Below are 24,724 nucleotides of genomic sequence, written 5' to 3'. Positions count from 1 at the left end.
CAAAAAGCAGAGAAGGATTAAAAAGTTATATCTTATTAAATACAAGTTATCTGTATTGGTATTTTGGTAGGTTTGAGCATCTTAGAACAGAATCACAATTCTTGATGTGAAAGAGCCTCATCATTGATAGTGAGGCTCTAATTTTTGTTGAATCGTGACCGAAGCTATCGCTTAAATTCACTGACCCACATGGATGTCGCACCGCATACTGCAACAGGCATTACGATGAGATTTAGAATTGGAATTGTCGTAAATACGCTGACTAAAACACCGAAACCATACGCTTTCCCTTGTTTTTGTTTCAAATTGTAACGCATGTCGTTGAAACTGATTTTATGGTTATCAAATGGATAATCACAGTATTGAATGGCCAAAATCCATGCGGTGAAGATGAACCATAATATCGGTCCGACAGTTTGTCCAAGCGCTGGTATTAATAGCAGTAAAAATAGACCGATCGCTTTGGGTAATACGTAAACTAATTTACGCCACTCTCGAGCCAGTACTCGAGGGGTATCTTTGAGTACCGCTAGCATGCCGTCTTCGTTAACTTTTTTACCTGTTAGATGCTCCTCAACTTTTTCAGCCAGTAGACCATTGAACGGCGCAGCAATGAAGTTAGCCAAGGTGCTAAAGAAATAAGAGAAAGTCGCTAATATCGTTAAGACTAACAGTGGCCAAAGCAGGTAGCTCAACCACGAAAGGAACTCTGGCAATTGACCAATCCATTGGTTAATCCAATTCTCTAGGTGAGAGAAAAGGTAGAATAGCGCGCCGCCAACCAAAATAATATTGGCAAGTAGAGGCATGATTACGAAACGGCGGATGCCAGGGCTTAAAGCTAGCTCGATTCCATGAAAGAAATATCCGAAGCCAGATCGAGATATGTTTGTATTTGTCATAGTACTCTGTTTGTTTAGAAAACGACCTTTTTCTATCTTAACAAGAAAGAAGCGTGTCCAAAATCACAAGATTGTGGGAACTTCTCACATTAATTTGTTCTAAAACCTAGGATAGTTTTGGTAAAGTTATTGGCAAACAGGTTTTAACAACTTGGCAGTGAGCTCTAGAAAGTGTTTACCGCTAAGCAAATGAGAGCAGAAAATGCAGGAATTGCGATTCGTACTTATCGTGGTGGGTGCCCTTGCCATCGCCGCGTTATTGTTCCACGGTCTATGGACGAGTAAAAAAGAAGGCAAGTCAAAATTTAGTGATAAGCCACTAGGGAAGCTTGATGTGGACAGTGATGAGATCTCTGATCGCAGTGATGAGCGTGGGTTTGCCCCTGAGGATGACTTTGAAATCATCCGTAAAGAGCGCAAAGATCCTGAAATTCAATCCAATGCCTTTGCTAGTGACCCGCTTCTTGGTGATCCGTTGGTAGCTGACCCTCTAACCGGTGAATTCCCGCAAGAGGAGAAAGAACTCGAAGTGAAAGAAGAGATTAAAGTGGAACTTGATGAAGTACCTTCAATGTCTGCACTCGATAGTTCAGAACCAGAAGTAGAGCCTATTGTTCAAAATATTGAACCTGAGCCAGACAGTAAAATTACTGAAGTAAAGCCTGTTGAAGAAGAAGCAAAAGAGCCAGAGCTGGAAGTCATTGTTCTCAATGTTCATTGCATTGGTGAGGAGCCATTTGTCGGCACTAAGCTATTTGACAGCATGCAGCAAAACAATTTGGTGTATGGTGAAATGGATATTTTCCATCGACATACCGATCATTCAGGTACCGGGAAAGTGTTGTTTAGCGTCGCGAACATGATGCAACCGGGAACATTAAAGCATGACGACCCAGCCGAGTTTAGCACCAAAGGTATTTCATTCTTTATGACATTGCCTTGCTACGGTGATGAAGAGCAGAACTTCAAGCTGATGTTAGGCACAGCGCAGCAAATCGCGGATGATATGGGTGGACATGTGTTGGATGATGCACGCAATATACTCACCCCAACACGCATCGACAACTACAAAGCGCAAGTGAAACAGTTTAAGGCTCTGCAAACCGTTTAACTGTTACTTATTAGCGTAAAACTATTGCGAAAGGCTCCTACAAATTAGGGGCCTTTTTTATTGATACTTGAACCTAAGCTAGTGCGCAGTCATACTCGCGCTATTCGTTTATACGTTATCGAACACTGAGTGAAATATGTCGTCAGAAATTCAACAAAAACTCGAACAACTTCGTGAAACTCTTCATTACCACGCAGTACGCTACTACGTTGAAGACAGCCCTGAAATTCCGGATGTTGAGTATGACCGCTTGATGCGCGAACTGCTTGATCTTGAAGTTCAGCATCCAGACTTAATTACTATTGATTCGCCAAGCCAACGAGTCGGTGGCAAGCCTCTAGACGGGTTTGAAACGGTCAACCATGAAATCCCGATGCTTTCACTCGACAATGCATTTGATGATGGAGAGCTAAATAGTTTCCACAAACGCATGATGGATCGCTTGCCTGCTGCCAAATTTGAGCTGTTTTGTTGTGAGCCAAAGCTGGATGGTTTAGCGGTTAGTCTTCTTTATGTAGACGGTGTTTTAGTTCAGGCCGCTACGCGTGGGGATGGCACTACTGGCGAAAACATTACTGAGAACGTGCGTACCATTGCGGCTATTCCACTAAAACTTCGCGGTGAAGGTTGGCCACAACGAATTGAAGTTCGCGGTGAGGTGTTTATGCCTAAGGCGGGTTTCGACAAACTCAATGAAATTGCACTAAAGAAAGGTGAAAAAACCTTTGTTAACCCGCGTAATGCAGCTGCGGGTAGTTTGCGTCAGCTTGATTCTCGTATTACCGCTACGCGCCCTTTGAGCTTTTACGCATATAGCGTTGGTGTCGTTGAAGGAGGAGCGCTTTCTTCAAGTCACTATGAACGATTCTTGCAACTAAAAGGCTGGGGACTACCAATGTGCCCGGAGACTAAGCGAGTCGATTCACTTGAAGCAGTGAAAGCTTACTACCAAGACATTTTGGCTCGTCGTGATACGTTAGCGTATGAGATTGATGGTGTCGTTATCAAGGTAGATGATATCGCGTTACAAGAGCGATTGGGCTTTGTTGCTCGCGCACCACGCTGGGCGATTGCGTATAAATTCCCAGCCCAAGAAGAGATTACTCTACTTAATGACGTCGAGTTCCAAGTGGGACGTACTGGCGCGATCACGCCAGTGGCGAAATTGGAACCGATTTTTGTTGGCGGCGTTACCGTAAGTAATGCAACGCTACATAACGCGGATGAAATTGCTCGTCTGCAAGTGAAGATTGGCGATAGCGTGATTATTCGACGCGCAGGTGACGTCATCCCACAAATTGTTTCAGTGGTAATGGATCGACGTCCTGAAAATGCCCGTGAAATTGTTTTTCCAAGTCAATGCCCTGTGTGTCGCTCAAGCGTTGAGAGAGTTGAAGGCGAGGCGGTAGCCCGTTGTACCGGCGGTTTAGTCTGTCAGGCACAGCGTAAAGAAGCGCTCAAACACTTTGTGTCACGTAAGGCGCTTGATGTTGATGGCTTAGGTGAAAAAGTGATCGAGCAGCTTGTTGACCGTGAAATGGTTGAGACTCCCGCTGATCTATTCAAGTTGAGTGCCGGTGTGCTAACTGTGCTGGAACGTATGGGCCCGAAATCAGCACAGAACGTAGTTAACGCATTAGTAGCATCTAAGCAGACGACATTGGCTCGTTTCCTTTACTCATTGGGTATTCGTGAAGTGGGTGAGGCAACGGCGGCAAACTTAGCCTCTCATTTTAAATCGCTTGAGCTTGTAATGAGTGCTAGCCATGAACAATTAATCGAAGTTCAGGATATTGGTGTTATTGTTGCGAGTCATATCACATCATTTTTTGCGCAAGATAAAAACAAAACGGTGATTGCTGAACTCATTGAACAGGGAATTGCTTGGCCTGCGATTGAAGAACGTGACGAAAGCGTACCTCAACCTCTAGCGGGTAAAGTTGTGGTATTAACGGGTTCTTTATCTCAACTGTCTCGCTCTGATGCGAAAGCCGCTTTAGAGGCGTTAGGCGCTAAGGTAACGGGCAGTGTTTCAAAGAAAACTGACATTCTATTTGTTGGTGAAAATGCAGGCTCTAAACTTGCGAAGGCGCAAGAGTTAGGTGTTGAAGTTAAAACCGAGCAGGATTTAGTCGATCTAATGTAATCCACATTTTTTGAGTTTTTAGGCTCTCCAGAATTGGCAGTGAACTAAAAAAGTAAATCTAAAAATTAAGCACCCATCTTTAAGTTGGGTGCTTTTTTTTGTCTTTTAATTAAGCTCCGCTCCTTGAAGCAAATTTAGTTATTTTTTGAAAGTGACGACGATCTAATTTCAAAATAAGTAGTGCTTACATGGAAATATATGCGGCACACTTCAAATATCAAGCTGGCTTTCTGTTTTTAAGTTGTTGTTTATTATGAGTTTGATTCGTGGTGCTGAAAGTTCAAAGAAATTTAGTGATCTATATCACTAGTTTGGGAAAAGTATGTCTTGGGTCATATTTTTTTATAAATAAATTAAGTTCTGATTGATGTTTTATGCTGCGAAGTTAGTCTAAGGCACATGGGTACACAAGGTGTATGCAGTGAAATTAAAATCGAAAGATCAAAATTGATTTTTAGATTTTAAAAGGAAAATCTTTTCCCTTCGGCGGCCAACTTAAGGGGAAAGGAATAAAACAGCTATATCCATTTTTAGGAGTTTTTCCATGGACAAATTTTTCAAACGCACTCTAGTGTGTGCAGCAGTAGCATCAGCAGCTACAGTTGGTTCTGCTAATGCAGCAGTACAAGTGGTAGGTGATGCAGTTACATTTTACGGTCAAGCAGCTGGTTCTGTAATCTACGATATTAAAGACGACAATGATAATAGCTTGATGGCTGATATCGAGTCTCGCGTGGGCTTTCGTGGTGTAGTAGATTTTGAAGACCTTGAGCCAAACTTTGTTTGGCAAATGGAAGGTGGTAACGCAAACAACGGAACTAACACCGGTGGTCTTGGCGCTCGTGATACTTACCTAGGTTTTGATTGGGAAGGCTTTGGTAGCATTAAATACGGTCGTCAGCTAGTTGCAGCATATAACCTAGTAGATAGCCATACTAACCCAGGTACTGGCGGCGCGTTTGATGCAATGTCTAATGACCTTAAGACTGCTTTCCAAGATCGTGCTGATCACGTAATTCGTTACGATTCTGCAAACTGGAATGGCTTTACTGTTTCTGCAACTCTAAGTGGCGCAAATGAAACAACTGACGCGAAAACGCTAAGTTTTGCTGGTGCTTATCAGAACGATAATATGCTTTTACACGCTGGTATCTATGACCGCGGTGAAACTACTGAGGTTATTGGTGCTCTAGATGGCAGTGAATATTGGATTGTTGGTGCATACTTCTTCCTAGGTGACTTCACAGTAAACGCAGCTTACCGTGATGCATCGATTGACCAAGTAGTTGGTGGATCGATTGACCAAGAAAGTTACTCTGCAGCGATTCAATATACAATTGACGAAAATTGGTTCGTGAAAGCTGGATATGCACACCAAGGTGATACATCAGAACCTGGTGTTGATAACGCAGATACTGCAATTACTGCGCGTGTTGCTTACACCTTACCGAGTGCAATCCTATACTTCGACGTACGCGACTACGATTACAACGGTGACACAACAGATGGTGATTACACTCGCCTAATGTTTGGTACTGAATACTACTGGTAATCTAACCGTTGCTAGTTAGTCTAACAGTCTTATTTTACGAGCACTCTGTGAGAGTGCTCGTTTTTTTCAGGAGAAAAAAGATGAAGGTTATTAAAACCATAACAGCTATATGTATTGCCACTGCTTCCTTTGCTCCCCAGGCCGAAGTTGGACTAAAATTTAATGATAATCTTACTCCACTAGTTGTGGACAATGAAGCCTCTGGTCTTTGGGCATTTGCTAAACCAAAATTTCAATTACCAGATGGAACAAACCAAGCTGTATTTCGTGTGTCAAAATTGGTTGATAACAACTTTGGAGAAAAAGAGAAATTTAACTCGGAAGCATTTGTGCTAACGTTTGATGCTTCAGATGCGCAATTGACGCTAGATCTTGATATGCAAATTACGCGTATGACCCACGTAAGTCAGTTTAATCAACACCCAAAAATGAAGCTCACAGATGAAAATGGGAATGATGTTGAATTTACACTTGAAGAATTGCCATACATTTTAGGCTTAGGACGAGATTACGAAAAAGAGTTAAGGGAATACAACATTGCAAAAGGTATTGTCCCTGCATCTTCAGAAGAGACTTTGCCATCAAGTGTCCAGGTAGTACAGATTGGAGAGCTTTCGGGGGGAGATGCGAGCCAAATGGTTTCTTATTGGAGTAAAAAGGCTACTTCTCAAGAGCTTGATGAATTCACTAATTGGGTATTTGACAACAGGCAATCCAAGCAAGTTTCTGATTTAGAAGGTTCTAAAGCTATAGAAATGATGAGCTACTGGTATAACGAAGCTACTGCTGTTGAAAAAAAAGCGATTCTGGCTTGGTTAGTGTCTCAGTAAAAGGTTTTGAAAGCCCTTGCTCTACTCGTATAGCAAGGGCTTTTTCACTTATTAGTGAGAGATAGTGTCGCTAGTAAAAGTGCCACCGTTGGAGCGGCATACGCCACTAGGAATGTAATCTTTAGAACCATCGGGCAATACGCAGTTCACCCATTCGCCGCGCGCTGTTTGATTACTGCTAGAGTTATTTGCTGATGTTGAAGCAAATACAGAAAATGAAAGAAGCGCAGTACACATTAAAGCAATTATCTTTTTCATAACAAATTCCCCTTAGTTTTGCGAGTCATCTCAAATATCTGAGATAGTTTTAGTATGAAACAAGACTGATAAAGATCAAAAAAAAATGATATTTTTATGTAATAAATAACCTTTATTTAGGTTTTTTAGTGACTTATTTAGAAAAATTTATCTTTTACTGGCTTCAGCGGGTAGGGGACAAAAAAACAGGCCAAAAAAGTCGATTTTTGGCCTGTTTTACTGTTATTTATCCGTCACTTTTTTTCTTCAATAAATAATACGATTCCCTTGATATCAGTGATTTCAACTAACATTCCTGCGCTTAATGGTTGTTCAGAAAAGGCAGCCCATGTGGTGTCGGCAATTTTTATGCGTGATTTACCTGCTGGCAGGTCATGATCAAGGCGAACCGTTTGGCCGATTAGCTGTTTAGTTTTTTGATTTAACTCTCGTTGGTTATCTGAGTGGCGATCGCTTTTCAGCTGTCTGCGCCACCATAGCCAGGTGGTCGTAAGTGAAAATACGCCAAACGATACCCATTGAAGTTGCCAGCTTATTGGCATCCAAGTCTGAATCACACCCACGAGTAAAGCCGATATTCCTAGCCAAAGTAGGTAACCAGCAGCGCCGAGTAGTTCAGCGGCTAATAGGGCGAGACCAAGTCCTATCCAATGCCAATGGTTAATATGATTGAGAAGCTCTATCACTCGATCCTCTATTTTTTCTCTTGTTTGAACATTTCAGCAATACCAGCGACTGAGCCCATCAAACCTGATGCCTCTAAAGGTAGCATGATGATCTTGCCATTTTCTGCTTGGCCAATGGTTTTTAGTGCTTCTGTATAGCCTTGAGCGATGAAGTAGTTTACCGCTTGCATGTCGCCTTTGGCGATCGCATCTGAAACCATTTCGGTCGCTCGAGCTTCGGCTTCAGCGGCGCGCTCTCGTGCTTCTGCTTGCAAAATAGCGGCTTGTTTGTCACCTTCAGCCTTGAGGATCTCTGATTGTTTTTGACCTTCCGCTCTAAGAATCTCGGCTTGTCGAATCCCTTCAGCCTCTAGAATTTCGGCACGCTTATTGCGCTCGGCTTTCATTTGCGCATTCATAGCTGCGGTCAAATCTGACGGTGGTTGAACATCCTTTATTTCAATACGTGTAACCTTTACGCCCCATGGATTAGTTGCTTCATCGACGATCGCCAGTAGCTTCACATTAATCATGTCTCGCTGGCTTAGCATCTCATCAAGCTCCATTGAGCCAAGGACAGTACGAATATTGGTTAGCGTTAGGTTGCGAATTGCATGTTCTAAGTCGTTAACTTCATAAGCCGCTTGAGGCGCATTGATTACTTGAACAAAGCACACTGCATCTATAGTGACATTCGCATTATCACGTGAAATTACTTCCTGGGCAGGAATGTCGAGTACGCGTTCCATCATATTGATCTTATGACCAATTTTATCCACAAATGGGATGATAAAATTTAATCCTGGCTTAAGTGTGTGCGTATAGCGTCCGAAGCGTTCCACTGTCCAGTGGTTGCCTTGAGGGACGGTTTTAACCCCAGCGAAAATAAACGCGACAGCGGCAATAACAAAAATCGCAGTGGTGATCAGGGAATCGAGTGGTAATGCGGTATCGATAGGCATAAAAATCTCCTTATTCAGTTGATTTCATTGTTGCCTAAAGTTTGTGCAAGCTCAAATATAGGAATGAGACCTAGTACGCTAAATAAGCGAAATAAAGGTCGGTTATTCCGACCTTTAAGTTCGAGATGACCTAATTAGTAGAGGATAGAGTATAGCTGGCGACGATATTTCGCCGCGATAGGGTTGCCTTGACCAAGTGCACTAAGGATATCCATAAAAGATTTTTTCATATTACCATCCATACTATTGAGATCACGAGAGATAAACTGCCAAATCAAGGCCAACGCTTCTTCGTCACGATTAACTTGGTGGTAGTTAAGTGCCAGTTCTTGTGCCAATTTTGCGTTATCTGGCTGTTGTGTTAGTTGCTGTTCAAGTGACTGTATTTCTGGACTGTTTGCCGCTTGATGGTGAATTTCTAATTTAGCAATTAAGCCTTTGTAGTAATTATCTTGATATTCCAGAGGAATGCTCTGCAGCAGCACTTCTGCTTGTTCAAAGTTCTGCGCGGCGAGGTAGCAATCAGCAAGTGCGAGCTTAACATCACCGCGACGGCTTAGATCTTCAGATAGAGCGAGTAATAACGGCATCGCTTGAGAATGTTGACCTGCTGATACCAGTTCTAATGCTTTGGTTAAACTCAGCTCTTCTTGGCTTGGTAAATGTTTAGCCAGCATAGCTTCAATCGCTTGGATTGGTTGAGGTCCACCAAGACCATCAACAGGCTGCCCATTGATAAATAAAGCAATGGTTGGCAAGGCTTGTACGCCAAATTGCGCTGCGATGGATTGTTCTTGCTCGCAGTTGAGCAATGCTAGCGTCATCGCACCATTGTAGTTCTGCGCGAGTTGTTGCAAATGTGGAATGATTTCAGTGCTTTCTTGGCTTACTGATGCCCAGAAGTGGATCAACAATGGTGTTTGCTGTGAGCTTTCCAGAACTTGCATAAAGTTCTGTTGGTTTAATTCGGTGATAAAAGGTGATTGCATGCGACATATCCTTGGCCAATGTCTTTATCTATTGATTAAGTATGGTCTACACGAGAATAAATCAAGCTTATATACTCAAGCAATTCTCGCTGAACCAAGCACCTTGAGGTTACTTGAGTATAAATAAAAACACCACGCAATAACGTGGTGTTTTCAATGGCAAAAGTGCAAGCGAAGGTGTTTAAAAAAAGATAAACAGCGTTAGCGCAACACTCACACATAGCCAATTTAATTGATTTAATGACATGTACGGGCACCGAATGTGACGCTTATAAATTTTGTGTAATGCTATTTCACCATGTCATTATGCTGATGATTTATGACGTTTATATGACGCTATGCTGCTTTCGCTAAAATTTTATCCAGCCAACGTCCGGGTAGCAGTCTCTTCAATACAGCAAATACTTTGGTTGGTTGAGTAATGCGGTAACGAAGTTTGGGTCTCTCTGCTTCTAGTGCATGGATGACTGGTTGAATACACGCTTCTGCAGGCAATACAAACGTGTTGTTGGAAGACTTTTTAGCTAAGCGAGCAATTTGCTGCTGATATTGAGTTTTATGGACACTCGATTCGATGTCAATCCATTGATGAAATGCTTGTAGAGCATTGGCACGAAACTGCGTTTCGATTGGTCCTGGTTCGATTAGAGATATTTTGATATTGGTGTCAGCCAGTTCTAAACGCAGTGTATCGCTCCAGCCTTCAATGGCAAATTTGGAGGCGTTATAAGCGCCGCGGTATTTCATTGCAGCAAAGCCGAGTACGGAACTATTTTGCACAATGCGTCCTTCACCTTGTGCGCGCATAATCGGTAAAACTTCACACACCAATTGATGCCAACCGAAGAAATTCGTTTCAAATTGCGCCCTCAGTCCTGCCACGGGCAGATCCTCCAAAGCGCCCGGTTGCCCATAAGCGCCGTTATTAAACAGCGCATAGAGCTTTCCATTGGTTAGTTTTAAGGTTTGTTGTACCGCATTGGAAATACTGGTAGCCGAGCTTAAATCTAACTGAATACAAGTCAGCCCTTCGTTTCGCAAACGCTCAACATCTTCGCTTTTGCGACAAGAGGCAATAACTTGATAGCCACGCTGATGTAATGCATGGGCAGTTACGTAGCCAATGCCGGTTGAACATCCGGTAATAAGAATGGCTTTGGTCATGAAATCCTTCTCTCTAATTCTCTGAAATGACGCGATTCAGAGTAAAGGATTATTCATGATGTTGTAAGAGATTTTTTAATGCCGGTTCGAGTCGTGAGTAGCTGAAACGAAAGCCTAATTCTGTCAGCTTTTTTGGCTTCGCGCGGATACTATCGAAGAGTAATACCGAGCTTTCCCCCATAAGAACTCTCATCGTCCATTTTGGGGTAAATAGGAAGTGAGGACGCTTCAGTGTACGGGCTAAGGTACGACTAAACTGCTTGTTCATAACTGGATGAGGAGCGCAGAGGTTAAATTCGCCGTGAGCGTGTTCAGTTTCAAGTAAATAAACGATGGCACGAACCATATCGAGTTTGTGTATCCAAGGCATATATTGGCTACCACTGCCTATTGGTCCGCCAACCCCCATTTTGTAAGGAAGTAGCATCTTAGCCAGCGCGCCGCCATCACAACCCAAGACCACACCAGTACGTAAAATACAGATGCGGGTTTCTTCAGAGCGAGCACGGTTTGCTATCTCTTCCCATTTAGCACAGACATGATGGGGAAAATTGTCAGCATGAACATGCAGGCTTTCATCAAAGGGGTGCGCTTGCTGGTCGCCATAGTAGCCAACCGCCGAACCGCTTATAAATACGCTCGGTGGTGTGGTGCTGGCGTGAATTAGCTCAACTAACTGCTCGGTAAGTTTCCAGCGACTGTCACAGATTTGCTTCTTTTGCTCCGCGCTCCAGCGTTTATCTGCGATGGGTTCACCAGCCAAATTGATAACCGCATCGTAGTCATTCAAGTCGTGGAAGTCGTTTAATGTTGCGATATAGGTGATGTTGCCTAAATCAGCATGGCTCAGTGCAAGCTGTGCTGCTTCTGGTGAGCGTGTTAATACCACCACGTCATGAGTGGTTAAATGTTTGACCAGTTCTCGACCAATAAAGCCAGTGCCACCAGTTAACAGAATCTTCATACTACTCTCCTTGTATAACCACAATTATAGCGATTACACGCTCATTCGGATCAGATAGTCCGTTAAATGCTGAAAGAATGCCAATGCGATATGCGGTGAAACCAACTCAAAGTGATTGCCAGCAGTTTGTCTTCACAGAAATTACATTTTGTAACATTTATCGGTTGGGATGCAATTAGTGTCACATATTAGCAAGCGATGCTTTGGCAAGATAGCTTTAACCTAGCAGTAGAGCGTGCCTAAACTGCAGGGATAGGCTGTTTTGGCTTGGAAACCACTCATGGAAGGGAGGTGAACAGTGCAACAAGCATTTACCGCATTATTACGCGCAATGTTAGGCAGCCTGCGTGATTTAATGCCGATTGTGCTCGTGATTGCGTTTTTTCAATTGGTGGTGTTGCAAGAGCCTCTGCCGAATCTGACCTCGATAGCCTTAGGGCTGCTCTTTGTTGTGACTGGTTTAACCTTCTTTATTTTTGGTTTAGAGATGGGGCTCTTTCCTATTGGCGAGACGATGGCTCAAGCTTTTGCTCAGAAGGGAAGTGTCTTTTGGTTACTGTTATTTTCGTTTTGCTTGGGCTTTGGTACCACTGTCGCAGAGCCTGCATTGACCGCAGTGGCTGCGGAGGCGGCTGACGTCGCTGCGGAAGGGGGGATGATAAAGCGCGATGAGCAGAGTCGTGAAGCGTATGCAGATGGTTTGCGTTTTACTGTAGCCTTGTCAGTGGGTTTTGCCATCGTGTTAGGGGTGATTCGGATACTCAAAGGTTGGCCGATTCAATACATGATTATCGGTGGGTACTTAGGGGTTGTGGTGCTAACCGGTTTCGCACCAGAGAGCATTATTGGCGTTGCTTATGATTCTGGCGGCGTGACGACATCGACTATCACTGTGCCATTAGTGACGGCTTTAGGCGTCGGCTTGGCTTCGTCGATTAAAGGGCGTAATCCAATGATTGATGGCTTTGGTTTAATTGCCTTTGCCTCTTTACTGCCGATGATGTTTGTTATGGTTTACGGCATGGTGATCGCATGATAGTGACGCAATTTTTTGACACCTTCATTGATACCATCGGCGATGTGATCCCGATAGCGACCATCATCTTCGGTTTTCAGTTTGCAGTGCTTAGGCGCCCGGTCGCTAATCTTTCTAAAGTGATACTGGGCTTTTTTTATGTGGTGCTTGGGTTGTCGCTTTTTTTGCTTGGATTGGAAATGGCGCTGTTTCCACTTGGGGAAACTATGGTGGAGCAACTCACCGCACCACAATTTATTGAGCAGGTAAGGTTGAGCGCTGAGTCAGTATTAACTTGGGCTGATTATTACTGGGTCTATCTGTTTGCTTTTTGTATCGGCTTTAGCACCACCGTCGCTGAGCCTTCTCTGATTGCGGTGGCAATCAAAGCCAATCAAGTCTCGGGTGGCAGCATTCGGGTCAATGGTTTACGCATAGCGGTCGCGCTAGGTGTTGCTTTTGGTATCTCTTTAGGGAGCTATCGCATCGTGGTCGGCGATCCCATCCATTACTACATTATTGCTGGTTATATTGTTGTCGTAATCCAAACCTTTTTCGCGCCCAAACTGATTGTGCCACTGGCCTATGATTCTGGAGGCGTGACCACATCAACCGTGACAGTTCCTTTAGTGGCTGCACTTGGGTTAGGGCTAGCGTCGACCGTTCCGGGTAGAAATCCGATGATAGACGGTTTTGGGTTGATCGCCTTTGCCAGTTTATTTCCGATGATCTCAGTGATGGGATACGCACAAATTACTCAATGGTTGAATCAACGACCGCAAAAAGAGGATCAAGAAAATGCGCTTTAAGTTGCTGTTAGCCTTTGTCGAAGATAGTAAAACCGAACAAGTTCTGGATGCCGCCCGCAACGCTGGTGCGACAGGTGCCACTGTGATTAATAATGCCAGGGGTGAGGGGCTCAATCAGAAACGCACCTTTTTGGGTTTAACGTTAGAAGTACAGAAAGATGTCTTGCTGTTTGTGGTGGAAGAACACCTTGCGCGGCAGATATTAGAGACGATCAGTAAGGTTGGCGAGTTTGATCAAGAGTCAGGGCAAGGGATCGCAATTCAAATCGATATCGAAGATGCGGTGGGAGTCGCTCACCAAGTGGAAAAACTGACGAAAGTGGTTGGGGATGAGTTATGAATGCACAAACAACAGTCCGAGTACGGGATGTCATGGCTGCAACTTATGTCATGATTGATGGTTTAAGCACCGTGCAAGAAGGGATACGCATAGCACGACAACATCAAGTCAAAGCTTTAGTGATTAACAAGCGCAATCACGATGATGAATATGGCATTGTACTGATGAATGACATTGCCAAAAAAGTCTTAGCCAAGAATCGTTCGCCAGAGCGTACCAATGTGTATGAAATCATGACTAAGCCAGCTTTGTGCGTCGATCCGAATATGAACGTGAAATATTGTGCGCGATTATTTGAACGCTTTGGTATCAGTCGAGCGCCCGTAATCGAAAATGGTGTGGTGATCGGCATGGTAAGTTACAACAATATTGTGATCAACGGCATGGCACGGGATGACGTCTAGTAACCAATTGAGTAAAATGACCTCAATGAAGTTGAGGAGAATCTATTGTGAAACTATTTTTTGCTTCGGATTTGCATGGTAGCTTACCTGCAACTGAGCGTGTTATCGAAGAGTTTGAACGCTCTGGTGTCGAAACTCTTGTGCTGCTTGGTGATGTACTCAACCATGGTCCACGCAACCCTGTGCCGGAAGGCTACAATCCACCAGCAGTGGCTGAATTGTTGAATCAATACGCAGAGCGAATTATTGCGGTACGTGGTAACTGTGACAGTGAAGTAGACCAAATGCTACTGGCGTTTCCTATGATGAGTGATTACGCTTGGGTAATGCTGCCTACCGGGCAAAGATTGTTTTTGACCCATGGTCATCTGTACAACAGTGAAAAACGTCCAGCTTTAAGAGAAGGCGATGTGATTGTTCATGGTCATACGCATATCCCACTGGCAGAAAAAAATGGCGCGCAATTTATTTTTAACCCGGGCTCGATTACTTTCCCACGTAATGGTTTTGAAGCAAGTTACGGTTTGTATACCGATAACATGATTAAAGTGATGAGCTTTAGTGGTGATACCCTACTCGAAAAAGCGATCAGCTAATCTAACGCACGATAGTTCGGCGAAACCATATCGAGAAAGGCACCTAAGGTGCCTTTTTTATCGTTTATCTGAATGACCCAAGTCGCGCTCCGGATCGATAATATCGCGAACACGTTGTTTTAAAACCTTAGCTTCAGGAAATCCACCATCGTGTTTGCGCTCCCAAATTAAGTGACCATTGCAGTGAATTTCAAACCGTCCACCAGTATCAGGGTGTAGGGATACCGTTTCTATCTCTTCACTAAAGGTATGTAATAGTTCTTGTGCAAGCCATGTCGAGCGCAACATCCAATTGCATTGACGACAGTAATAGATATCGATAATTGCTTTTTCCATTGTATTTTTGTCCCTATCTTTAAATGAGTAGTTTAAGCCCAACCAATAAGGTCAGAACTTCAAAGCATTGTTTGATGATTTTGTTGCTAAATCGAGTCGATAGATAGGCGCCTGCCGCGCCACCCAAGAAAGAGCCCGCAAGTAGCACAGGTAGCCAAGGCCAATAAATTGAAGCGCCGGCTTGAACCACTGCAATTCCGCCAATGCCATTCCAAAAGAGTCCCACACATATCATGGTAAGTGCGACGGCTTGTTTATAGTTATAGCCAAACCACCTGACTAGGAAGAGTGTCACCAACAGCCCTGAGCCTGCTGTGAGTGAGCCATTGATTATGCCGATTAATATCAGCCCGATGCTACCGAGTATATAACCAAGCAAGTGGCGATTAATTGGTGTAGCTAATTGCCCCAACTGCTTTTTAAAATAGGAATAGATGCCAAGCGCTAAGATCATCGAACCTAATAATTTTTCAGCTATCACATCAGGGACATAGAGTATTAAATTGGCGCCAATAACGACGCCAATACAACCAACAATAGTAATGTAGCCAGCTTCCTGTAGCGTAAAACTTTTTTGTTTAATGTGCGTGGCGGCGGCCCCTAAACCGAGAGCGACACTCGCAACTTTATGTGTGGCAAGGGCGACAGAAAACGGCAGACCAAAAAATAGCAATAGTGGGAATTGCAACAACCCAGCGCCCCCTCCTGACAGAGAGGCTAAGGTATTAGCGAAAAGTGAGCCGATAAATAGGCCGAAAGAGTTTATCCAGTCCATGGTTAAACAACATCCATTAAAAAGGGGAGCATCTTGCTCCCCATTATCAAATTTAGAACAACTAGTTAGAGAAAAGTACCGTAGAACCGTGACTTAAGCTAGTCAGCAGTAAAGTATTTTCATTGACGATATCAATGCGACGGCTCTGCTGCGCATCCATCTTAAACAGCTGCTTGATCAACTGCAGTTGTTGGTCTGAAAAGTCTTTGCTGTTTGGGGATGACACATCTTTGAACTCAATAGGAGAGATCAACAAGTAATTGTCACTGATTTCCCAATGTCCAGTTTCTGAAATATTGATCACGCTGTCGCTTTGTTCGCTGTTGGCAAAGAGACGCACTGTGGCAACACGAATATAGGTACCATTTGGTAAGTACTTTACGTTTGAAACCACATCAACTTTACGTAATGGTCCCACGGACTCTTCACGCATTCCTTCAGTAATGACACTGACCATTTTAGATTGCCACTCTTTTGCTGTGATGGCTTTCTCTAGTTGTATATCACTGCCCCAATACAGCCAGCCACTAAACACGGCAGAAATAGCCAATAGTAGTAATGCTTTTGTTTGGTTCATAACCCCTCCTATTGGCAAATATGTTCGATGTTGTCTTGGTCAGAGAAAATACGCACAGTAATATTCTCACCGGAATGTTGCAGCTGGTGGATATAGTTGAGTACTAACTTGTTGTTTTGCCCTCCAGTCGCAATCACTTCAACTGGGGCCGTTTCACCAGAGTGGTTGTTCTTATAACGAGTCACGCATTGCTCTATCGCTGGCAACCAGTGGCTAAGATCTGGATGATTGGTTGGTGTTTTTACGACAACGTTAGAGAAAGTCGCCAGTTGACGAAACTCAGAAGCGGTCGGTTTATTGATTGATAATGCAAGCAGCGGCAATAGCAAAGCAAGAACAAGGGCGAGTTTAGACAGCCAATTGAGAGGTGTTTCTTGTATTTCGGAGGTTGGTTCTGGCGTGCTAGTGGTACTAGCGACTTCGATTTCTCTTTCAATTTCAGGAGATAAATCGATTTCAGGTTCTTTTGCGGTTTCTTCAACTATCTCAGAAGAGCTAAAAGAAACTAAGTTTTCACCGTTAATCAGTGGGGCAGAGCGCTCCACATTGCAGATTAATTGGTAACCCCGTTTTGGTACAGTTTTGACAAATTCAGGGGACTTTGTTGAGTCATTTAGGAGTTTTCTAAGTGTCGATATAGCTTGAGTTAAGCTTGAATCATCAACCTCAAACCCTTGTTCGCGCCAAACAAAATCATAAAGTTCGTGGCGAGTGACGACCTGATTTGGTTTTTCAGATAGAAAAAGAAGAATACGACTCTCATTGCTCCCTAGGCGGATAACTTCATTATTATTAAGTATATCAACCAGAGAGTTGGTGTTTGGATCAAATGTAAACTTATTAGCAAGGTTAAATTTGGTACCTATGTTACTCATGCAATTGGCCTTCGGTTAAATAGGTCACAGGCATCGCTGATGCGATGATTTCGGCCGATTTACATTTTATAAAAAAATGCACCGACTCATTGATATGTTTTGCTGGGCAGAATAGACAATCTAAAATCAAAAAAACATTGTTTTTATAATTCTTGACCTTGAATTTACATTTGTCACCCACATGTTATGTAGCAGTCATCATATAAACCTCTGACCAAATATATGACAGAGGTTTGATAAGTATAGATGTTATGGAGTAAACATGAGCGAAACTGCCACTCAAAATAAAGAAACTCGCGGCTTTCAGTCCGAAGTCAAACAGCTGCTTCACTTAATGATCCACTCACTGTACTCAAATAAAGAGATATTTTTACGTGAGCTGATTTCTAATGCTTCGGATGCGTCAGATAAATTGCGCTTCCAAGCTCTATCAAACCCAGACCTTTACCAAGGTGATGCGGATTTAGGTGTAAAGCTTGCTTTCGATGAAGCGGCAAACACGCTAACCATTTCCGATAACGGTATCGGTATGAGCCGTGAAGATGTGATTGAGCATCTTGGTACCATTGCTAAGTCTGGTACAGCTGAATTTTTCTCAAAATTATCTGACGACCAAAGTAAAGACTCACAATTGATTGGTCAATTTGGTGTGGGTTTCTACTCTGCGTTTATTGTCGCGGATGCAGTTACAGTACGTACACGAGCTGCAGGTCTTAACGTCGATCAAGCGGTGCAATGGCACTCGGCGGGTGAGGGTGAGTACACCATCGAAGATATCCGTAAAGAGTCTCGTGGTACCGATATCGTGCTGCATATGCGCGAGGAAGGAAAAGAGTTCCTCAATGAATGGCGTCTACGTGATGTGATCAGCAAATACTCTGATCACATTGGTATCCCTGTGTCGATTCAAACCGCTGAGCGTGATGAGGAAGGCAAAGAAACGGGTGAGAAGAAGTGGGAGCAAATCAATAAAGCTCAAGCACTTTGGACACGTAATAAGTCAGACATCAGTGACGAAGAATACCAAGAGTTCTACAAACACGTCTCACACGATTTTGCTGATCCACTGGTGTGGAGTCACAACCGCGTTGAAGGTAAGAACGATTACACGAGCTTGCTATACATTCCAGCAAAAGCGCCGTGGGATATGTTCAACCGTGACCATAAATCAGGTCTAAAACTTTACGTGCAGCGCGTATTTATTATGGATGACGCAGAACAGTTTATGCCGTCATACCTGCGCTTTGTACGTGGTTTAATTGACTCAAATGATTTGCCACTCAACGTATCGCGCGAAATTCTACAAGATAATAAAGTCACTCAATCGCTGCGCAATGCTTGCACTAAGCGTGTGCTAACAATGCTTGAGCGCATGGCGAAAAATGATGAAGAGAAATACCAATCATTCTGGAAAGAGTTTGGTTTGGTGCTAAAAGAAGGTCCGGCGGAAGACCACGCGAACAAAGAGAAAGTAGCGGGACTACTGCGCTTTGCTTCAACAGAAGTAGACTCTTCAGAGCAGACCATCAGCCTGGCGTCTTACGTTGAGCGTATGAAAGAAGGTCAAGATAAGATCTACTACTTGACGGCAGATAGCTACGCGGCAGCGAAAAACAGCCCGCACCTAGAGCAGTTCAAAGCAAAAGGCATTGAAGTGGTGCTGATGTTTGATCGCATCGATGAGTGGCTGATGAACTACTTAACCGAGTTTGATGGCAAGCAGTTCCAATCGATCACTAAAGCGGGTCTTGATCTGAGTAAGTTTGAAAACGAAGCTGAGAAAGAGAAACAAAAAGAGACCGAGGAAGAATTCAAGTCAGTGGTTGAGCGCACCAAAGAGTACTTGGGTGACCGAGTGAAAGAAGTGCGTACTACCTTCAAGCTTGCAACAACCCCTGCGGTTGTCGTGACGGATGACTTTGAAATGGGTACTCAAATGGCAAAACTTTTGGAAGCGGCCGGTCAAGCGGTACCAGAAGTTAAGTACATTTTGGAGATCAACCCTGAGCATGACTTAGTTCAGCGCATGGCAGATGAAGCCGATGAAGTCGCATTTGGTCGTTGGGTTGAGGTTTTACTTGGTCAAGCAATGCTCGCTGAGCGCGGCTCACTACAAGACCCATCGCAATTCTTAGGCGCAATTAATACGCTTTTGACTAAGGGCTAATACATAAAAATCGGAGAAAAAGCTCGCATCTTGCGGGCTTTTTATTTGAAAGGAAGGCAAGTAGTTAGGTTAGGACCTGTTATGCAATGGTTGGCGTACTCGGTTCACGCTAATCGCATTCTTTAGTCTTATTTGAGTCGTAGAAGCGACAATTTATGTTAGAATCTGCGACTTATACGAGTATCTTAACTCGCTAACCCCAATCTGATGGTGATATACCGAAACTTACCGTTTGCAATGGCATAGTCGTCGGATTGTGAGCTTCGGTATAAATTTCTAATCTTAAAGAGGATAAATCATGCGCATCATTCTTCTAGGTGCTCCAGGTGCAGGTAAAGGCACGCAAGCAAACTTCATCATGGAAAAATACGGTATTCCACAAATCTCTACTGGTGACATGCTACGTGCAGCTATCAAAGCGGGTACAGAACTTGGCAAACAAGCTAAAGCTGTAATCGACGCTGGTCAGCTAGTATCGGATGAAATCATCCTTGGTCTAATCAAAGAGCGTATCGCTCAAGATGACTGTGAGAAAGGTTTCCTACTAGATGGTTTCCCACGCACAATTCCTCAGGCTGACGGCCTTAAAGAGATGGACGTGAACGTAGACTACGTAATCGAGTTTGATGTAGCAGATAGCGTTATTGTTGAGCGTATGGCTGGTCGTCGTGCTCACCTTCCTTCAGGTCGTACTTACCATGTAGTGTACAACCCACCTAAAGTTGAAGGTAAAGATGACGTAACGGGCGAAGACCTAGTGGTTCGTGATGACGACAAAGAAGAGACTGTACGCGCTCGTCTAGGCGTTTACCATGAGCAAACTGCGCCACTTATCTCTTACTACGGTAAAGAAGCAGAAGCTGGCAACACTAAGTACCTTAAATTCGACGGTACTAAGCAAGTTGCAGAAGTAAGTGCAGACATCGAGAAAGCACTCGCTTAATTCTCTCACTGAGAAAAAATTGCTATAGTGGAAGCGACCTTAGGGTCGCTTTTTCTTTTCTGCTCAAGTAAAAAGTGATGCCAATACTGAACTAAAATGTTGGTATCGCGTAAACAACATCTTGGCCAACTAAATTGATGGGATGCAATGAACAAAAATAAAAAACAAGGCGTATTGCTGGTCAACCTAGGGACACCCGATGAGCCGACTGCACCGGCAGTTAAACGCTTTTTAAGCCAGTTTCTTCATGATAAACGTGTGGTGGACACAACGCGTTGGCTTTGGTGCCCTATCTTACATGGCATCATCTTACCGATACGTGTGCCAAAGGTTGCCAAGCTTTATCAATCAGTATGGATGGATGAAGGGTCACCGCTAATGGTCTATTCGCAGAGACAGGCAGCGAAACTTGCCGAGCAGCTTGATATTCCCGTTGCGCTTGGCATGACCTATGGTAATCCAAGTGTGTTATCAGCGGTAACCAGTTTGGTTGAGCAAGGTGTTGAAGAGGTGATTGTTCTGCCTCTTTACCCACAATATTCAGCCACGACCACTGCCGCGGTGTCAGATGCACTGACGATAGCCTTTAAACAGATGGCTGAGATCCCCGCGTATCGCTTTATTCGCGATTATCATGATCACCCTCTGTATATTAAGGCACTAGCAGAAAGTGTACGTCGCTCTTGGCAGGAAAAAGGACAGTCTGAATATTTAGTTTGCTCCTATCACGGCATTCCTAAGCGCTATGCTGACAATGGTGATGTTTATCCGCAGCACTGCGAGCAAACCACGAAATTACTGCAGCAAGAACTTGGGCTGAATGATGATCAAATTGGCATGACCTACCAATCGCGTTTTGGTCGAGAAGAGTGGCTACAGCCTTATACCGATAAGACGATTGAAGCGTTGCCGAGTAAAGGTGTTAAGTCACTCGATATTATGACACCTGCCTTTGCTGCGGATTGTTTAGAAACACTGGAAGAGATTTCGGGCGAAGTGCAAGAACTGTTCAAAGAACATGGTGGTGAGAGTTTTAATTTTATTCCATGCCTGAATGATGATGCGTTGCATATCGAGATGATGGTTGAATTGATCAGGCAGCACCGTTAATCGATGAAATAAATAATCCCAATGAAAAAGCCTCGCAAATGCGAGGCTCTGTTTTATTAGCGATTACCTTGGTAGCGGCGGTACTCAAATACTTGGCCGCGTTCATTGTAGGCGTAGACTGAGTATGAATCTTTTTCATTGCCATATTCCATACCCGGTGAACCCATTGGCATACCAGGAACCGCAAGACCTTTCGCATTCTTTGGCGGGTTAGCTAGGAACGCTTTGATGTCGTCAGCAGGGATGTGACCTTCAAATACAAAGCCACCAATTTCTGCGGTATGGCAAGAGGCTAGTTTAGGGTCTAAACCCAAGTTTTGTTTTACCGCATTCATATCATCATGCAGTTTTTCTTCTACTGTGAAGCCAGCATCTTGCATATGCTTAGTCCATTCAGTACAGCAACCACAATAGGGTGATTTGTGGTTGATGACATCAGCAGCCCAAGCTGTCGCTGTTGTACCCATCAGTAGAGCAAAAGTAATGGTTTTAAGAGTCATAGATACCTCTAGGAACGATGCGTCGTTTCAAATAATCGTAGTCGGTTTGCATTGCTCACCACAGTAATTGATGAGAGCGCCATTGCTGCTCCCGCCACTACTGGGCTGAGTAAAAAGCCAAATGCTGGGTATAAAACACCGGCAGCAATTGGAATGCCTAGAGAGTTATAAATAAACGCTCCAAACAAATTCTGTTTCATGTTTTTTACGGTCGCTTTAGAAAGCTCGATAGCTTTCACGACCGCCAGTGGTGACGAGTTCAATAGTGTCATTTGCGCACTCTCGATGGCGACGTCACTGCCGCTACCCATCGCGATACCAATATCAGCAAGCGCCAAAGCTGGCGCATCATTCACCCCGTCACCAATCATGGCCACGGTTAAGCCCTGTGCTTTGAGCTTTTGAATATGGTTCGCTTTTTCATCAGGAAGGACCTGAGCGATAACCTGCTCAATACCGAGCTGCGTAGCTATCGCGTTGGCAACAGTTTGGTTATCTCCCGTTAACATCACAGGCGTGATGCCCATTGATTTGAGTGCTGAAATTGCGGCGGCGGCATCATATTTAATTGGGTCAGCAATAGCAATCACACCTTGCGCAATGTCATCTTTGGTTACAATAACGGTCGTCCAAGCATTGTGTTGGCATTGTTGCAGCTCTGTAGCAAATGGCTTAAGGTCAATCCCAATATTTTGTGCATATGGCAACGAGATAACGGAAATTTTTTGCCCTTGCCATTCGGCTCGTACGCCGCGACCGCGCATGTTGTCAAAATTATCGACGGTAACTAGCGGTGCACCTTGAAGTTTAGCTTGTTCGACAATCGCTTTTGCCAGAGGGTGTTCGGAGTGTTGCTCTAAGCTGGCTGCTAGGGAGAGTAAGCGCTGTTGATCATCATTAACGGCAAAGACTTGCTCGACACTAGGAGAACCTTGCGTCAGCGTGCCTGTTTTATCAAACACCACGCAATCCAGTTTACTCGCCGATTGCAGTACATCGGCATCACGGATCAAGATACCCATTTCAGCCGCTTTACCCACACCGACGGTGACAGAGAGTGGCGTTGCTAAGCCTAAAGCACAAGGACAAGCGATGATCAGAACGGTGGTTGCTACGACCAACATGTAACTTGCTTTTGGATCCGGGCCGACGGCATACCAAACCAATGCCGCGATAATCGCAATCGCCACGACAACGGGGACAAATACCGCTGAAATTTGGTCGGCAAGTTTGGCGATAGCCGGTTTGCTGCTCTGCGCTTGACGTACCAAACTGATAATGCGCGCCAACATGGTATCGTGGCCGACGCTGGTGGCTTGAATCACTAAGCTGCCGTCTTGGTTAAGCGTGCCGGCAGAGACTTCGCTATCGACTTGCTTATCAACGGGCATTGGCTCACCAGTGAGCATCGACTCATCAATGTACGAATGCCCTGCGATGACTAGGCCATCAACAGGCACTTTTTCACCCGGCTTAATGCGTAAATGCATACCTTGTTCAATCACCTCTACAGCAATCTCTTGATCGCCATTCTCAGTCACCAATGTCGCCGACTTTGGCTGTAGGTCGATCAGCGCTTGCAGTGAGCGAGTGGTGTTGGCTTTGGCTTTGGCCTCAATATAGTGACCTAGCGAGATCAAACCGATGATCATGGCACTGGCTTCAAAATAAACATGGCGCGATGCGACCGGGAACCAATTTGGTAGTAATACGATCAGCATTGAAAACAGCCATGCTGCACCGGTGCCTAATGCGACGAGCGTGTCCATGGTGGCACGCCCGTGTTTTAGTGCGAGCCAAGCGTTGGTGAAAAAGCTACGACCAGCCGTCGCCAGCAGCCATAAGCAAATCACGCCTACAAATCCCCAAACCCATTGATCGCTGCTATTGCGGATCATCATATTGCCGCCGAACACGCCCCATGCCATCAAAGGTCCGCCCACGGCGAGTCCAATCCAGGCGCTGCGTTTGTGGTGAGCTTGAATTTGCTGTTGTTGTTCTAACTGTTTTTGCTGCTGAGTTTTAGGATCATCAATGATTTGTGCACTGTAGCCAGCTTTCGCCACGGCTTGGATCAGAGCTTGAGAATTAAGCTGGGCGTCAGTGGTAAAAACAATCGCACTTTGCTCGGCAAGGTTGACCTGCGCTTTGCTTACCCCGTCAACCGCAAGTAACGTTTTTTCTACCGATGAGACGCAACTGGCACAAGTCATACCGCTGATAAGTAAATTAATGTTGCTAGCAGCAGTTGCCGCAGCCCCTTTGTCCGCTAAGCTATGATTATCTTGCGTGATTTCAGGTGTAGCGGATGGTTCAAGCTCACTTTTGGCGGGCTCAAGTGAGGCTTGATAGCCAAGTTCAGCAACCAACTCGATGATGCGTTGATCAGAGAGTAAGGTGTAAAGTGAAAGCTCGGTTTTGCTTACGGATAGACTGCTTATCGCATCGTTGTTGGCAAGGTGGTCGGTGAGCTTCTTGACGCACTTACCACAGTTGAGTCCGCTAAGGGCAAACTGTTTATGTTCACCAGCGTGGAAACCTAATGATTCGATTTGTTCGGCAATGGCATGAAAGGAAGCGTCTGATTTTAGACTAATTGAGGTCGGCGAAAGATCTAATATCGTCACGTCAAGATGGTCATTGAGCTGTTTTTTCACTTTGCGTGCACAGCCCATACAGTTTAAACCCTGTAGTGGTATATCGAATGTGTTCATCGCCAATCCTCAATAGTTAC

Annotated in this window: 25 protein-coding genes; 12 read left to right on the top strand and 13 right to left on the bottom strand. The window is 44.3% G+C overall.

Features of this window, described 5'->3' with window-relative positions; all coding sequences use genetic code 11:
• Positions 1-164 precede the first annotated feature (164 nt).
• Positions 165-902: a sulfate transporter CysZ gene (cysZ, locus tag IRQ95_RS11560; protein ID WP_194437084.1), complete on the bottom strand. Its 738-nt coding sequence runs from the start codon at positions 900-902 to the stop codon at positions 165-167.
• 202 nt (positions 903-1,104) lie between these two features.
• On the opposite strand from cysZ, the gene zipA reads away from it, so the two are divergent.
• From zipA to IRQ95_RS11540, 4 genes are all read left to right on the top strand, one after another.
• Positions 1,105-2,013, top strand: coding sequence for a cell division protein ZipA (gene zipA, locus IRQ95_RS11555; RefSeq protein ID WP_194437083.1), 909 nt, complete (start codon positions 1,105-1,107; stop codon positions 2,011-2,013).
• A 136-nt stretch (positions 2,014-2,149) separates the two neighbouring features.
• Positions 2,150-4,159, top strand: a complete 2,010-nt coding sequence (gene ligA / locus IRQ95_RS11550; RefSeq protein WP_194437082.1) for an NAD-dependent DNA ligase LigA — start codon at positions 2,150-2,152, stop codon at positions 4,157-4,159.
• Positions 4,160-4,703: 544 nt separating this feature from the next.
• Positions 4,704-5,711 carry a porin gene (locus IRQ95_RS11545; RefSeq protein WP_194437081.1) on the top strand — a complete coding sequence of 336 codons (1,008 nt, stop codon included), beginning with the start codon at positions 4,704-4,706 and terminating at the stop codon, positions 5,709-5,711.
• An 80-nt stretch (positions 5,712-5,791) separates the two neighbouring features.
• Complete coding sequence (locus IRQ95_RS11540) at positions 5,792-6,541, top strand: YccT family protein (protein ID WP_194437080.1); 750 nt, start codon at positions 5,792-5,794, stop codon at positions 6,539-6,541.
• A gap of 51 nt (positions 6,542-6,592) precedes the next feature.
• Here the strand turns inward: IRQ95_RS11540 and IRQ95_RS11535 are convergent, their stop codons facing one another.
• The 6 genes from IRQ95_RS11535 to IRQ95_RS11510 form a co-directional block, all read right to left on the bottom strand.
• Complete coding sequence (locus IRQ95_RS11535) at positions 6,593-6,799, bottom strand: hypothetical protein (protein WP_194437079.1); 207 nt, start codon at positions 6,797-6,799, stop codon at positions 6,593-6,595.
• 233 nt (positions 6,800-7,032) lie between these two features.
• Positions 7,033-7,485: an NfeD family protein gene (locus IRQ95_RS11530; protein WP_194437078.1), complete on the bottom strand. Its 453-nt coding sequence runs from the start codon at positions 7,483-7,485 to the stop codon at positions 7,033-7,035.
• Between the two features lie 8 nt (positions 7,486-7,493).
• Positions 7,494-8,426 carry an SPFH domain-containing protein gene (locus tag IRQ95_RS11525; protein WP_194437077.1) on the bottom strand — a complete coding sequence of 311 codons (933 nt, stop codon included), beginning with the start codon at positions 8,424-8,426 and terminating at the stop codon, positions 7,494-7,496.
• Positions 8,427-8,560: 134 nt separating this feature from the next.
• Complete coding sequence (locus IRQ95_RS11520; protein ID WP_194437076.1) at positions 8,561-9,415, bottom strand: co-chaperone YbbN; 855 nt, start codon at positions 9,413-9,415, stop codon at positions 8,561-8,563.
• 336 nt (positions 9,416-9,751) lie between these two features.
• Entirely contained in the window at positions 9,752-10,579 is an 828-nt protein-coding gene (locus IRQ95_RS11515) for an SDR family oxidoreductase (RefSeq protein WP_194437075.1), read from the bottom strand.
• A 49-nt stretch (positions 10,580-10,628) separates the two neighbouring features.
• Complete coding sequence (locus IRQ95_RS11510) at positions 10,629-11,543, bottom strand: TIGR01777 family oxidoreductase (protein ID WP_194437074.1); 915 nt, start codon at positions 11,541-11,543, stop codon at positions 10,629-10,631.
• Positions 11,544-11,874: 331 nt separating this feature from the next.
• Here IRQ95_RS11510 and IRQ95_RS11505 point away from each other — a divergent pair, with 331 nt between their 5' ends.
• Genes IRQ95_RS11505 through yfcE form a run of 5 tightly spaced genes read left to right on the top strand, consistent with a single transcriptional unit; the run spans position 11,875 to position 14,707 of the window.
• Positions 11,875-12,579, top strand: a complete 705-nt coding sequence (locus IRQ95_RS11505) for a DUF1538 domain-containing protein (protein WP_075651598.1) — start codon at positions 11,875-11,877, stop codon at positions 12,577-12,579.
• On the top strand, positions 12,576-13,367 hold the full coding sequence (locus tag IRQ95_RS11500; protein ID WP_194437073.1) for a DUF1538 domain-containing protein: 792 nt from the start codon (positions 12,576-12,578) through the stop codon (positions 13,365-13,367). Before IRQ95_RS11505 ends, IRQ95_RS11500 begins: the two co-directional genes overlap by 4 nt.
• Positions 13,357-13,707 (top strand): P-II family nitrogen regulator, encoded by a 351-nt coding sequence (locus IRQ95_RS11495; protein WP_194437072.1) that lies wholly within the window; start codon positions 13,357-13,359, stop codon positions 13,705-13,707. Before IRQ95_RS11500 ends, IRQ95_RS11495 begins: the two co-directional genes overlap by 11 nt.
• A complete protein-coding gene (locus IRQ95_RS11490) occupies positions 13,704-14,111 on the top strand; it encodes a CBS domain-containing protein (RefSeq protein WP_194437071.1) in 408 nt (135 codons plus the stop codon). Before IRQ95_RS11495 ends, IRQ95_RS11490 begins: the two co-directional genes overlap by 4 nt.
• Positions 14,112-14,158: 47 nt before the next feature.
• Positions 14,159-14,707, top strand: coding sequence for a phosphodiesterase (yfcE, locus tag IRQ95_RS11485; RefSeq protein WP_194437070.1), 549 nt, complete (start codon positions 14,159-14,161; stop codon positions 14,705-14,707).
• 57 nt (positions 14,708-14,764) lie between these two features.
• On the opposite strand, the gene IRQ95_RS11480 is transcribed toward yfcE, so the two are convergent.
• The 4 genes from IRQ95_RS11480 to IRQ95_RS11465 all read right to left on the bottom strand — a co-directional run bounded on the left by IRQ95_RS11480 (position 14,765) and on the right by IRQ95_RS11465 (position 17,270).
• On the bottom strand, positions 14,765-15,043 hold the full coding sequence (locus IRQ95_RS11480) for an Rdx family protein (protein WP_194437069.1): 279 nt from the start codon (positions 15,041-15,043) through the stop codon (positions 14,765-14,767).
• A 19-nt stretch (positions 15,044-15,062) separates the two neighbouring features.
• Positions 15,063-15,818 (bottom strand): sulfite exporter TauE/SafE family protein, encoded by a 756-nt coding sequence (locus tag IRQ95_RS11475; RefSeq protein ID WP_194437068.1) that lies wholly within the window; start codon positions 15,816-15,818, stop codon positions 15,063-15,065.
• A 61-nt stretch (positions 15,819-15,879) separates the two neighbouring features.
• The gene (locus IRQ95_RS11470; RefSeq protein WP_194437067.1) at positions 15,880-16,395 is read right to left on the bottom strand and encodes a regulatory protein ToxS; all 516 of its coding nucleotides are present in this window, start codon (positions 16,393-16,395) and stop codon (positions 15,880-15,882) included.
• An 8-nt stretch (positions 16,396-16,403) separates the two neighbouring features.
• Positions 16,404-17,270 (bottom strand): winged helix-turn-helix domain-containing protein, encoded by an 867-nt coding sequence (locus tag IRQ95_RS11465; protein WP_194437066.1) that lies wholly within the window; start codon positions 17,268-17,270, stop codon positions 16,404-16,406.
• A 262-nt stretch (positions 17,271-17,532) separates the two neighbouring features.
• On the opposite strand from IRQ95_RS11465, the gene htpG reads away from it, so the two are divergent.
• The 3 genes from htpG to hemH all read left to right on the top strand — a co-directional run bounded on the left by htpG (position 17,533) and on the right by hemH (position 21,490).
• Positions 17,533-19,437, top strand: a complete 1,905-nt coding sequence (gene htpG / locus IRQ95_RS11460) for a molecular chaperone HtpG (RefSeq protein WP_194437065.1) — start codon at positions 17,533-17,535, stop codon at positions 19,435-19,437.
• A gap of 298 nt (positions 19,438-19,735) precedes the next feature.
• Positions 19,736-20,380, top strand: a complete 645-nt coding sequence (adk, locus tag IRQ95_RS11455; protein WP_194437064.1) for an adenylate kinase — start codon at positions 19,736-19,738, stop codon at positions 20,378-20,380.
• Positions 20,381-20,527: 147 nt separating this feature from the next.
• Positions 20,528-21,490: a ferrochelatase gene (gene hemH / locus IRQ95_RS11450; RefSeq protein ID WP_194437063.1), complete on the top strand. Its 963-nt coding sequence runs from the start codon at positions 20,528-20,530 to the stop codon at positions 21,488-21,490.
• Positions 21,491-21,546: 56 nt separating this feature from the next.
• On the opposite strand, the gene IRQ95_RS11445 is transcribed toward hemH, so the two are convergent.
• Together IRQ95_RS11445 and IRQ95_RS11440 are read right to left on the bottom strand one after the other, a co-directional pair.
• Entirely contained in the window at positions 21,547-21,990 is a 444-nt protein-coding gene (locus IRQ95_RS11445) for a DUF411 domain-containing protein (RefSeq protein ID WP_194437062.1), read from the bottom strand.
• Positions 21,991-21,998: 8 nt separating this feature from the next.
• Entirely contained in the window at positions 21,999-24,704 is a 2,706-nt protein-coding gene (locus IRQ95_RS11440; protein WP_194437061.1) for a heavy metal translocating P-type ATPase, read from the bottom strand.
• Between the last annotated feature and the right edge of the window lie 20 nt (positions 24,705-24,724).

Origin of the sequence: Vibrio fluminensis (genome assembly GCF_015278125.1) — a bacterium.
Taxonomy (GTDB): Bacteria; Pseudomonadota; Gammaproteobacteria; order Enterobacterales; family Vibrionaceae; genus Vibrio; species Vibrio fluminensis.
This window is presented reverse-complemented; position numbering and strand designations above follow the sequence as displayed.

Bases quoted from the DNA above. Each gene is read 5' to 3' on its own strand.
- IRQ95_RS11465 (WP_194437066.1), bottom strand. From the start codon at position 17,270: ATGAGTAACATAGGTACCAAATTTAACCTTGCTAATAAGTTTACATTT.
- IRQ95_RS11470 (WP_194437067.1), bottom strand. From the start codon at position 16,395: ATGAACCAAACAAAAGCATTACTACTATTGGCTATTTCTGCCGTGTTT.
- IRQ95_RS11505 (WP_075651598.1), top strand. From the start codon at position 11,875: ATGTTAGGCAGCCTGCGTGATTTAATGCCGATTGTGCTCGTGATTGCG.
- IRQ95_RS11510 (WP_194437074.1), bottom strand. From the start codon at position 11,543: ATGAAGATTCTGTTAACTGGTGGCACTGGCTTTATTGGTCGAGAACTG.
- hemH (WP_194437063.1), top strand. From the start codon at position 20,528: ATGAACAAAAATAAAAAACAAGGCGTATTGCTGGTCAACCTAGGGACA.
- IRQ95_RS11515 (WP_194437075.1), bottom strand. From the start codon at position 10,579: ATGACCAAAGCCATTCTTATTACCGGATGTTCAACCGGCATTGGCTAC.
- ligA (WP_194437082.1), top strand. From the start codon at position 2,150: ATGTCGTCAGAAATTCAACAAAAACTCGAACAACTTCGTGAAACTCTT.
- adk (WP_194437064.1), top strand. From the start codon at position 19,736: ATGCGCATCATTCTTCTAGGTGCTCCAGGTGCAGGTAAAGGCACGCAA.
- htpG (WP_194437065.1), top strand. From the start codon at position 17,533: ATGAGCGAAACTGCCACTCAAAATAAAGAAACTCGCGGCTTTCAGTCC.
- IRQ95_RS11545 (WP_194437081.1), top strand. From the start codon at position 4,704: ATGGACAAATTTTTCAAACGCACTCTAGTGTGTGCAGCAGTAGCATCA.
- IRQ95_RS11475 (WP_194437068.1), bottom strand. From the start codon at position 15,818: ATGGACTGGATAAACTCTTTCGGCCTATTTATCGGCTCACTTTTCGCT.
- IRQ95_RS11440 (WP_194437061.1), bottom strand. From the start codon at position 24,704: ATGAACACATTCGATATACCACTACAGGGTTTAAACTGTATGGGCTGT.
- IRQ95_RS11520 (WP_194437076.1), bottom strand. From the start codon at position 9,415: ATGCAATCACCTTTTATCACCGAATTAAACCAACAGAACTTTATGCAA.
- IRQ95_RS11540 (WP_194437080.1), top strand. From the start codon at position 5,792: ATGAAGGTTATTAAAACCATAACAGCTATATGTATTGCCACTGCTTCC.
- IRQ95_RS11445 (WP_194437062.1), bottom strand. From the start codon at position 21,990: ATGACTCTTAAAACCATTACTTTTGCTCTACTGATGGGTACAACAGCG.
- IRQ95_RS11525 (WP_194437077.1), bottom strand. From the start codon at position 8,426: ATGCCTATCGATACCGCATTACCACTCGATTCCCTGATCACCACTGCG.
- IRQ95_RS11500 (WP_194437073.1), top strand. From the start codon at position 12,576: ATGATAGTGACGCAATTTTTTGACACCTTCATTGATACCATCGGCGAT.
- IRQ95_RS11535 (WP_194437079.1), bottom strand. From the start codon at position 6,799: ATGAAAAAGATAATTGCTTTAATGTGTACTGCGCTTCTTTCATTTTCT.
- zipA (WP_194437083.1), top strand. From the start codon at position 1,105: ATGCAGGAATTGCGATTCGTACTTATCGTGGTGGGTGCCCTTGCCATC.
- cysZ (WP_194437084.1), bottom strand. From the start codon at position 902: ATGACAAATACAAACATATCTCGATCTGGCTTCGGATATTTCTTTCAT.
- IRQ95_RS11490 (WP_194437071.1), top strand. From the start codon at position 13,704: ATGAATGCACAAACAACAGTCCGAGTACGGGATGTCATGGCTGCAACT.
- IRQ95_RS11495 (WP_194437072.1), top strand. From the start codon at position 13,357: ATGCGCTTTAAGTTGCTGTTAGCCTTTGTCGAAGATAGTAAAACCGAA.
- IRQ95_RS11480 (WP_194437069.1), bottom strand. From the start codon at position 15,043: ATGGAAAAAGCAATTATCGATATCTATTACTGTCGTCAATGCAATTGG.